The sequence below is a fragment of the Mucilaginibacter sp. genome (assembly GCF_964263795.1).
Lineage (GTDB): Bacteria > Bacteroidota > Bacteroidia > Sphingobacteriales > Sphingobacteriaceae > Mucilaginibacter.
Genome location: NZ_CAXVWK010000018.1, coordinates 1 through 9,419, shown reverse-complemented (window position 1 = coordinate 9,419; position 9,419 = coordinate 1). Strand labels below are relative to the sequence as shown.

Annotated in this window: 11 protein-coding genes; 8 read left to right on the top strand and 3 right to left on the bottom strand. The window is 43.0% G+C overall.

The window, feature by feature from the left end:
• The first annotated feature begins 38 nt into the window (after positions 1 to 38).
• Genes ACE5CV_RS03210 through ACE5CV_RS03175 form a run of 8 tightly spaced genes read left to right on the top strand, consistent with a single transcriptional unit; the run spans position 39 to position 7,427 of the window.
• Entirely contained in the window at positions 39 to 1,505 is a 1,467-nt protein-coding gene (locus ACE5CV_RS03210) for a NuoM family protein (RefSeq protein ID WP_374948713.1), read from the top strand.
• A 15-nt stretch (positions 1,506 to 1,520) separates the two neighbouring features.
• Positions 1,521 to 2,900, top strand: a complete 1,380-nt coding sequence (locus tag ACE5CV_RS03205; RefSeq protein WP_374948712.1) for an NADH-quinone oxidoreductase subunit N — start codon at positions 1,521 to 1,523, stop codon at positions 2,898 to 2,900.
• Positions 2,901 to 2,955: 55 nt separating this feature from the next.
• Positions 2,956 to 3,594 carry a DedA family protein gene (locus ACE5CV_RS03200; protein WP_374948711.1) on the top strand — a complete coding sequence of 213 codons (639 nt, stop codon included), beginning with the start codon at positions 2,956 to 2,958 and terminating at the stop codon, positions 3,592 to 3,594.
• Between the two features lie 18 nt (positions 3,595 to 3,612).
• Positions 3,613 to 4,158: an inorganic diphosphatase gene (locus ACE5CV_RS03195; protein ID WP_374948710.1), complete on the top strand. Its 546-nt coding sequence runs from the start codon at positions 3,613 to 3,615 to the stop codon at positions 4,156 to 4,158.
• A gap of 7 nt (positions 4,159 to 4,165) precedes the next feature.
• Positions 4,166 to 5,506 (top strand): hemolysin family protein, encoded by a 1,341-nt coding sequence (locus ACE5CV_RS03190; protein WP_374948709.1) that lies wholly within the window; start codon positions 4,166 to 4,168, stop codon positions 5,504 to 5,506.
• A 51-nt stretch (positions 5,507 to 5,557) separates the two neighbouring features.
• Positions 5,558 to 6,265 carry a 16S rRNA (uracil(1498)-N(3))-methyltransferase gene (locus ACE5CV_RS03185; RefSeq protein ID WP_374948708.1) on the top strand — a complete coding sequence of 236 codons (708 nt, stop codon included), beginning with the start codon at positions 5,558 to 5,560 and terminating at the stop codon, positions 6,263 to 6,265.
• Positions 6,266 to 6,928: a DUF4159 domain-containing protein gene (locus tag ACE5CV_RS03180; RefSeq protein WP_374948707.1), complete on the top strand. Its 663-nt coding sequence runs from the start codon at positions 6,266 to 6,268 to the stop codon at positions 6,926 to 6,928.
• A gap of 1 nt (position 6,929) precedes the next feature.
• Positions 6,930 to 7,427, top strand: coding sequence for a biotin/lipoyl-containing protein (locus ACE5CV_RS03175; RefSeq protein WP_374948706.1), 498 nt, complete (start codon positions 6,930 to 6,932; stop codon positions 7,425 to 7,427).
• Positions 7,428 to 7,436: 9 nt separating this feature from the next.
• Here the strand turns inward: ACE5CV_RS03175 and ACE5CV_RS03170 are convergent, their stop codons facing one another.
• The 3 genes from ACE5CV_RS03170 to ACE5CV_RS03160 form a co-directional block, all read right to left on the bottom strand.
• Positions 7,437 to 7,979 (bottom strand): NUDIX hydrolase, encoded by a 543-nt coding sequence (locus ACE5CV_RS03170; protein WP_374948705.1) that lies wholly within the window; start codon positions 7,977 to 7,979, stop codon positions 7,437 to 7,439.
• Between the two features lie 82 nt (positions 7,980 to 8,061).
• Positions 8,062 to 8,868, bottom strand: a complete 807-nt coding sequence (locus ACE5CV_RS03165) for a TPM domain-containing protein (protein ID WP_374948704.1) — start codon at positions 8,866 to 8,868, stop codon at positions 8,062 to 8,064.
• A gap of 7 nt (positions 8,869 to 8,875) precedes the next feature.
• Positions 8,876 to 9,310, bottom strand: coding sequence for a TPM domain-containing protein (locus ACE5CV_RS03160; RefSeq protein ID WP_374948703.1), 435 nt, complete (start codon positions 9,308 to 9,310; stop codon positions 8,876 to 8,878).
• Positions 9,311 to 9,419: the final 109 nt, after the last annotated feature.

Genomic DNA, 9,419 nt, shown 5'->3' with positions numbered 1-9,419 from the left:
TTTTTAGATTTTAAAACGACAGCGTTTTACCCTATACAATGACGGTTAGTATTTTACTTTTTTTACCGATAGTTGCAGCCCTTTTAGTGCTGTTGTTTAAAAACGAGGTGGCTAAACATGCTGCTTTGTTTTTTGGCGTGGTCGAGCTGGCAATCGCTATCATCTTTTTATCGGGCTTTGTACCTGATGCCTCTACTCAGTACAGTATAGATGTGCCGTGGATTCCATCTGCAGGCGTTTACTTTAGTGCCGGTATAGATGGCATTAGCATGGTGATGGTATTGCTCACTACCGTTTTAGTGCCGCTGATCATCTTAACCACATATAAACACGAGTACAAAAATGCGAAGGCGTTTTATGCCCTGATATTGTTTATGCAGGCGGGCTTGCTAACGGTATTTACCGCACTGGATGGCTTTTTATTTTATGTAGGTTGGGAAGCAGCACTGATACCGATCTACTTTATATGTGCGCTTTGGGGCGGCGAAAACCGCATTCGCATTACTATCAAATTTTTCATCTACACCTTTGCCGGCTCGTTATTTATGTTACTGGGTATTATTTACCTGTATCTGCAAACTCCCGGTAAGGTTTATGATATCCACGCATTTTACGAATTAAGCTTAGATGCTACACACCAGTCGTGGGTGTTTTGGGCATTCTTTTTAGCATTTGCTATTAAGATGCCTGTGTTTCCTTTCCATACATGGCAGCCCGACACCTACAGTGAAGCGCCCTCTGCCGGCACAATGATGTTATCAGGCATCATGCTAAAAATGGGTATCTATGGCGTTATACGCTGGCTTATCCCTAACGCTCCAGTTGGCTTTTTACAGTGGCAAAACCTGGCGATAATTTTATCGGTGATCGGTATCGTTTATGCATCACTTATTGCATTCAATCAAAAAGATGGAAAACGTTTGGCGGCCTACTCATCAATAGCTCACGTTGGACTTATCTCGGCAGGTATATTTGCATGGACAACGCAAGGCGTTCAGGGTGCAATGATCCAGATGCTGAGCCACGGTATCAACGTAGTAGGTATGTTCTTTATCTGGGATATTATCAGTCGTCGTCTAAATACCCGCGACATCAGTCAAATGGGCGGAATTGCTAAGGTGGCTCCGGGTTTTTCTATAGCGTTTTTAATTATCGTATTAGGCACCGTTGCGTTGCCGTTAACCAACGGGTTTGTAGGCGAATTCCTGCTGCTAAAAGGGGTGTTCAACTATAATATCTGGTTTGCAGCAGTAGCCGGCCTGACTATTATTTTTGGCGCGGTTTACATGTTGCGTATGTACAAAAACGTAATGCAAGGCGAAACTAATGCATTAACTGCGGTATTTGCAGATATCCATGGATCAGAGAAACTGGTTTTAGGCATTATCTGCGCGCTGATTATCGTAATAGGTGTTTATCCTCAGCCAATCCTGCACATATCAGAAGCGGCGGTTACCAATCTGGTAGAAACAGTAAGTCATAAATTTAATGTTAGCAAGTTTTAAAATACAGATATAAACATGACCACTTTAATAATCATATCTGTTTTACCTATTGTGCTTTTGTACTTAGGTTTATATAAAATGCAAAAGGCATTGCTACCTGTGACTGTTTTAGGTTTACTGGTTGCCTTGGGTGCTGCTGTATTCAAATGGAACGACAATGCCGAACCTATGTACAGCGGCATGATGTTGTTTAATAATTTCTCTATCGCATTTTCTGTTGTAAGCATCGTTTCAACTATTTTGATATTGCTGCTTTCTAAAGGATATTTTGAGAAGATCAGCAGCCATATAGCCGAATATTATGCCATTATACTGTTTTCGTTAGCTGGTATCATTGTAATGGTATCTTACCACAACCTGGTTATGATGTTTATCGGAATCGAGATCATGTCGGTTAGCTTGTACATCCTGGCCGGTATCCGTAAAAATGACTTCGCATCTAACGAGGCTGCTTTAAAGTACTTCCTGATGGGCGCCTTTTCTACCGGGTTTTTGTTATTCGGTATTACATTGATCTACGGCGCGTCGGGATCATTCGATCTGGAAGGTATCCGCAGCTACGTTGCTACCCATCCACATGATATCGACCCGATCTTTTTCAGCGGTATCCTGTTAATCATTATCGGCCTGTGCTTTAAAGTTGGCGCAGCGCCATTTCACTTTTGGACACCTGACGTTTATGAAGGTGCGCCTTCACTTATTACGCTTTACATGTCTACGGTTGTTAAGGTTGCTGGTTTCGCCGCTTTTTTGCGCCTGTTCTCGGCAAGCTTTATCCTTATGGCCGACTTTTGGGCACCTGTGTTAATGGTGATCACTATTATCACACTTTTCATCGGTAATATTACAGCGCTGTATCAGCAAAGCTTTAAACGAATGATGGCGTTCTCCAGCATTTCACATGCGGGCTACCTGTTATTTGCCATCGTAGCGATTGGGGCGGGGTCGGCCAACTCAGTGTTCGTTTATGCCACAGCTTATTCAATTGCATCAATCGTAGCATTTGGTGCCCTGATATTAGTAAGGCAACAAACCGGCACCGATAATTTTGAAGGTTTTAACGGCTTGGCTAAACGCAACCCTTTCCTGGCGCTGGTACTCACAGTTAGCATGCTATCGCTGGCTGGTATCCCGTTAACAGCAGGCTTTATAGGCAAATTTTACATGTTTACGGGTGCATTGGCACAGTATAAATTCTGGTTGGTAATCATTGCGGTGGTTAACGCTATCATCAGCATATTCTATTACTTCCGGGTAATTATTGCTATGTATTTCCGCAGCGCTGAGCGGGCGGAGGTTGAAGTGCCTGCTTATTATCAGTTTGTATTAGGCATATCTGCCCTTGCAACTGTTGTTATTGGTGTTTACCCATCACTCATCTCAGCTCTTATTTAATACTTGCCAGTAAAGCAAATCCATTAAATATTTGTAGTTTTACAGATATAGATTAATGGAAAACCTTTGGGAATACCTACAAAACTTAACAGACGCGCAATCTATTTTAAGTACGGGCGGGTTTTACCTGTTACTTATAGTGGTATTTGCTGAAACCGGTTTGTTTTTCGGCTTCTTTTTACCCGGCGATTATCTGCTCTTTCTGACGGGTATTTTAAGCAGTGCTGGCATTATAGAAGTGCCCATCCATGTATTGGTATTATCATTAATAGCGGCAGGTGTTTTAGGTAACTTTACAGGCTATTGGTTTGGTTATCGTACAGGGCCAATGCTCTTCAACAAAAACGATTCTTTTTTCTTTAAGAAGCGCTATGTGGCCGTAGCAGAAGAGTTTTATGCTAAATATGGCGGTATGGCTTTGATTTTAGGCAGATTTTTCCCAATAGTTAGGACATTTGCTCCTATATTTGCAGGAGTTGTAAAGGTTGATATTAAAAAGTTTACCGTTTACAATATAATAGGCAGCGTTGCATGGGTAACCACTTTAACTTTGGCCGGTTATTTTTTAGGGCGGCAGTTTCCGCAATTAAAGAACAACCTGCAGTATATAGTGCTGGCGTTAATTTTTGTTACAACAATACCGCTTATTGTAGCCTTTGTAAAAAGGCGCTATAAGGTAGAAAACGAGAACTAGTAATACATAATATAATAAATGAGTACACAACACCCCTGGCACCAGGTTTCACCGGGCGAGAACATCCCCGAGGTAGTAAATGCGATTATCGAGATACCGAAAGGTTCAAAAGCAAAATACGAGATAGATAAAGATTCAGGGCTGTTAAAGCTCGACCGTGTTTTATTTTCATCAGTAATGTACCCTGCTAATTATGGCTTTATCCCGCAAACTTATTGTGATGATAAAGATCCGTTAGATATATTGGTGCTTTGCTCTATTGATGTTTTCCCAATGTCGATCATCGAGGCAAAGATCGTTGGTGTGATGCATATGGTTGATAACGGCGAGCAGGATGACAAGATCATCGCCGTTGCAAAAAACGACATGTCTGTTAACTATATCAACGACTTGAACGAATTGCCGCCGCACGCAATGACAGAGATTGTGCGTTTTTTTAAAGATTATAAAAAGCTGGAAGGCAAAAACGTAACCATTGAGCATTTGCTTGGTGTACGTTACGCGCACAAGGTAATTATCGAAAGTTTAGAACTTTATAAGTCAACTTTCCCTGTTAACCAATAAATATTAAATGGACCCCGCGCATTACGAAATTAGTGTTTTCTATATATTCCTGACCATATTTTTGGTGCTGCTCAACGGCTTTTTTGTGGCTGCAGAGTTTGCTATGGTGAGGGTACGAGGCTCACAAATTGAAATTAAGGCAAAATCCGGCAGCGGAGTTGCCAAAGTAGCACGGGGCATTTTACATAACCTGGATGGTTACCTGGCTGCAACGCAGTTGGGTATTACCATTGCTTCACTGGGCCTCGGTGTAGTTGGCGAAGGCGTTGTAACCAACATCGTGCTCCGCGCTTTCCAGGCAATGAACATTGCGCTTAGCCCCGGTTTTATCACTGCCAGCCACGTACTATCTTTTGTGGTGATAACCGTGTTGCACATCGTATTTGGCGAGCTGGCACCAAAATCGTTAGCGATTCAAAAATCTGTACGCACCACACTGGCCGTATCATTGCCATTAAGGTTTTTCTTTGTGGTTTTCCGACCGTTTATTTGGCTGTTAAATGGTTTTGCAAACTTCATCCTTAAACTTTTTGGCATAACCACATTAGAAGGCGGCGAAGCACATCACAGCTCTGAGGAATTGCAATACCTGTTAGAGCAGGGCAAGGAGACCGGTGCTTTAGATTCTAACGAGCATGAGTTGATCCAGAACGTGTTTGATTTTAACGAGCGTGTGGTTAAAAACATCATGGTGCCCCGCACTAAAATTCAAGGCATCGAACTGGATAGTACAACGGAAGAACTGTTGGAGTGTATTATAACCGAAGGGTACTCCCGGATGCCTGTTTATGACGAAGTGATTGATAAGATTGTGGGCATTGTACACGCTAAAGACATTCTGCCGTTGCTTGCCCGGAACCAGGAAATTGTATTGAAGGACATTATCCGCAAGCCGTATTTTATACCCGAGACGAAAAAGATCAATGATCTGATGGCCGAGCTGCAACAAAAGCGTATCCAGATCGCTATCGTATCTGATGAGTTTGGCGGTACTGCCGGTATGGTTACTTTGGAAGATATTGTTGAGGAATTGGTGGGTGAGATACAGGATGAGTTTGATGAAGAAAAGCCGATTGTTGAAAAGATAAATGAACGTGAGTTTGTGGTAAATGCTTTAGCACCTATTTATGATGTTAACGAGCACCTGCCGCATGACCTGCCGGAGGATGGTGACTTTGATACTGTATCCGGATGGTTGGGCCATATCTTTGGTAAAATTCCGGATGTAGGCGAGCAGAAGGAAAGTAACGGGTACAATATTACCGTTCTGAAAAAATCTGACCAGAACATCGAATCAGTGAAACTCGAGCTACTGATTAATGAGGAAGACGCTGTAGATTTACATTAAAAAAGACATACTATAGCTTTTGGCTTAGCCTTCAGCTTTTAGCTTTAACCTATGCAGCTTTTTTATACGCCCGATATCGATCCGTCGTTATCCCAATACTTTTTAAGTGAAGAGGAAAGCAAGCACGCAGTACGTGTGCTTAGGCTGGTTAATGGCGATCCGGTAACATTGATCGACGGTAAAGGCGGCCTTTACCATGCCGAAATAAAGGATGCGCATCCTAAACGGACTATCCTGCAAATTAACTCAGTAACAACTGATTTCAACAAACGCAACCACTACCTGCACATCGCGATAGCACCAACCAAAAACCTGGATAGGGTAGAATGGTTCCTGGAAAAGGCTACCGAAATTGGGATAGACGAGATCTCGCTCATTATCTGCCAACGGTCGGAGCGTAAGGAGGCCAAAGTAGAGCGCCTGGATAAGATTATTACTTCGGCCATTAAGCAATCCATTAAAGCGTATCATCCCATACTTAACCCGGCCATTACATTCGCCCAATTTTTAAAACAATCTTTTGAAGGCCAAAAGTTTATAGCGCATTGTGATGATGGCGAAAAGTTAAACCTTGCACAATCTATTGCAAAAAACGGGCGTTATTTGATATTGATAGGCCCGGAGGGTGACTTTACACCGGCCGAAGTAGATGCCGCTTTGCAAAGCGGATATAAAGCCATAACTTTAGGTGAAAGCCGCTTGCGTACCGAAACCGCTGCGCTTGAAGCATGCTTCGAGGTTAATTTTTTAAACCGATAAATGAGGAAACTGCTATTTGCCACTGCGCTGTGTGCTGTGCTTTTTTGCATCAGCAGTTTTACAGCGCCGTCATACAAAATGGCCAGGTTAAAATACAACGGTGGTGGTGACTGGTATGGCGACCGTACCGCACTAACTAACCTCATTAAGTTTTGTAACGTCAACTTAAAAACCAATTTTCAGGCAGAAGAGGAGGTTGTCGAAGCCGGAAGCGACGAATTGTTTAACTATCCGTTAGTGTTTATGACCGGGCATGGTAATGTAATCTTTAGCGACCAGGAAGCTAAAAACCTGCGTAAATATTTAACCGGTGGCGGCTTTTTACACATCGACGATAATTACGGTTTCAATAAGTTTATAAGACCGCAAATGAAAAAGGTTTTTCCGGAGCTCGATTTTGTGGAACTACCTGCTAATTACGCCATCTATCACCAAAAATATAACTTCCCGGCGGGCCTGCCCAAAATACATGAACATGATGGCAAAAGGCCGCAAGGGTTCGGGCTGATCTATAAAGGTAGGTTGGTTTGCTTTTACACGTTTGAGTGCGATTTAGGAAACGGGTGGGAAGATTACGGCACTTACGCCGGCGATAGCCAGGAAGCCCGGCTAAAGGCTTTGCGAATGGGCGCCAACTTAATCCAATACATATTTACAAAGTAACATGTACAAAGTAAAGGTAAACAACAAGCAAGATTTTGAAATTGACAGGCAAGCTGATAAGCTGCTGATAAATGATAAACAGGTAGATGCTGATATTAAGCAACTGAACGAGCTATTGTATCATGTGATAAACGATAACGGCTCTTACAATGCCGAGGTAGTAAATTTTAACAGGGAGGCTAAAACAGCCGAAATTAAGGTAAACAATACGGTATACCGGGTTGCTGCAAAAGACCAGTTTGATGTTCTATTGGAAAAGATGGGCTTGAGCAGTTTAATGACCGCTAAGGTGAGCGAAATTAAAGCACCTATGCCTGGCATGGTACTTAAAGTTTTGGTTGAGGAAGGTACTGAAGTTAAAAAAGGCGATAACCTGTTTGTATTGGAGGCGATGAAAATGGAAAACATCATCAAATCGCCGGCTGATGTAACCGTTAAAACAATAAAAATTAAACCAGGCGATAAGGTTGAAAAGGGTCAGATCCTGATCATGTTTTAACAATTAGGCTTAGCTTAATTCACCCAATTTCATTAACGCGTAAAATAAACCTGTGCAATGCAGGGCTTGGGCAATATGATTGTTGGCTAATAATTGTTTTACTTCTTCAATTGTATATTGTTCAACTATAAGGCTTTCATTCTCGTCTAAGTTTTGCTCTTGGACCTTTTTACCGCCTTTGGCTAAGTAGCAAAAGGTTTTATTGTTGGCTGTTGATGGGTTAGCGTACACAGTGCTTATCAGTTCTATATCGGTGAATTCGTAGCCTGTTTCTTCAAGCAACTCGCGGCGCATGGCCAATTCCGGCTCTTCACCATCTTCAATTACGCCTCCGGGAATCTCTAAGGATACAATCCCTGCAGCATGCCTGTACTGGCGTACCATCAACACTTTATTATCTGCCGTAATAGCAACGGCATTTACCCAGTTAGGATATTCTAAAACATAATAGTCGTGCACTTTCCGACCGTCCGGCATTTCGCATTTATCAACACGCAAAGTCGCCCAAAGGCCTTTATGTATATATTCTGATGAACAGGTTTTCCACTCCATGATGTATGTTATGTAAAAGCAGCTTTTCGTCGGACGACGAAAAGCTGCTTTAAAGATGACTATTTTAGTATTACTTGAAGATTTACCAGCTTCCGCTCGAGCCCCCGCCGCCGGATGACCCGCCGCCGAAGCCTCCCCAGCCGCCACCGCCGCCTCCACCACCAGAGAAACCTCCCCAGTCGCTGCCGCTGCTACGGCCACCACCGCTTAGCATATTGCCGGCCAGTAACCACCAGAATGGGTTGGCACCACCCCGGCTGCCGATGATCTGCTTGCCACCGCCACCTCCACCACCACGGTTGCGAAATATCATGATCAGTACAAAAATCACAATAACTACAACCAGGCCCGTAGGTACACCTTGTTTGCGGTTACCACGGTTGGCAGCTTTTTTACCAGATGATTTGTACTCACCTTTAGTGTATTTGATGATATCGTCTGTAGCTGCGTCTAAGCCCCCGTAATAATCGTTCTCCCTAAATCGGGGCTTCATATCATTTTGGATGATTTCCTGGGTAACGATATCAGGCAGCGCGCCTTCCAATCCATATCCGGTTTGTACAGACATTTTACGGTCTTCAAGTGCTACAAGCACCAATACGCCGTTGTTTTTGTCTTTTTGGCCGATTCCCCATTTACGGATCAGGCCGTTACCATATTCAATTATGTCATAATCGCCAACAGACTTAATCAGTACAACAGCAATTTGGTTGGACGTCGAATCTTCAAAAGCTTTGATCTTGGCATCAAGCCGGGCTTTGTCGGCTTCGGTTAAGGTATTGGTAAAATCTGCCACCGGGCTGTTAGCCGGCCTTTCGGGATATTCCTGTGCAAATGCCGTGGCAAAGCAAAATAGCAAGGCCAGGCATAATGTGATTTTTTTAAGCATCGTTGTTTTATTGGCCGTCCATAAAGGCAATATCATCGGGCAATTCGTTTTTATCATCAACTAAGTAAGGGAAGTATTTTTTTAGCTGCTGCCCGGCTTGCTGTACGCCGGTAACAATACCATCAACCAGGTTGCCTACCTTAAGGTGATTAAGCATGTTTTCTTTAGTATTATCCCAAAAGTCGGCCGGCACTACATTGTTAATACCTGCATCGCCAATTATCGCAAATTTCCGGTCGACGGTGGCAACATAAATCAGCACGCCGTTACGCAGTTTGGTTTTATGCATCTCCAGCTGTGTAAAATATTTGGCGGCACGATCAAGCGCTTCGTCGCTACAGGTTTTTTCAATACAAACCCGCACCTCGCCCGATGTGTTTTTTTCTGCTTCGGCAACCGCTTTTTGAATGCGTTGCTGTTCGTCTTCGGTAAAAACTGCCATCTGTTCCGTTAATGATTTATAGATGTAAATAATTATACCGGTTAGCGATAGCAGCTAAGCAATCGCTAACCGGTATAACTTAAAATTAAAATGAAACTTTTGGTGCTTT